Genomic DNA, 584 nt, shown 5'->3' on the forward strand with positions numbered 1-584 from the left:
CCGGGGCCGGCGGCCAGCACCATACCTTCCGATAAACCAAAGCGCATTTTACGTGGTGCCAGGTTGGCGACCATCACGGTTAATTTACCGACCAGTTCTTCAGGGGCGTAAGCCGATTTAATACCGGCAAATACCTGTTTTTCAGCCAAGCCGATATCCAGAGTCAGTTTCAGCAGCTTTTCAGCACCTTCGACATGCTCGGCAGTGACGATTTTGGCTATACGTAAATCAATTTTGGCAAAGTCATCAAACTGAATTTCATCGGCAATCGGATCTACATTTTCAACTGGCTTTCCTGGTGTAGCAGTTGCGGTCATATTTTCTTTGGATTCCTCGATGATGGCATCAATCTTATCCTGCTCAACGCGAGTCATTAGCGGTTTGAAAGGCTCAATAGTGTGGCCCGATAATGGTTGAGCTATATCCGCCCAGCTTAGCGAGTCAATATTCAGGAAGGCTTCGGCCTGTTCTGCTGTGCGGGGTAATACCGGCTTCAGATAGGCAATCAGCACTCTGAACAGATTGATGCCCATGCTGCAAACGGCCTGAACTTCAGCATCCTTGCCTTCTTCTTTCGCCAGCAC

The 584-nt window shown here is 49.0% G+C and carries 1 protein-coding gene; it reads right to left on the reverse strand.

From position 1 onward, the window contains the following. Positions 1–584 (reverse strand): methionine--tRNA ligase subunit beta (gene metG, locus B3O33_RS08615; RefSeq protein ID WP_292363413.1); only part of this gene is annotated, 584 nt, incomplete at both ends.

This window comes from Methylophaga sp. UBA1464, assembly GCF_002325665.1.
Taxonomy (GTDB): Bacteria; Pseudomonadota; Gammaproteobacteria; order Nitrosococcales; family Methylophagaceae; genus Methylophaga.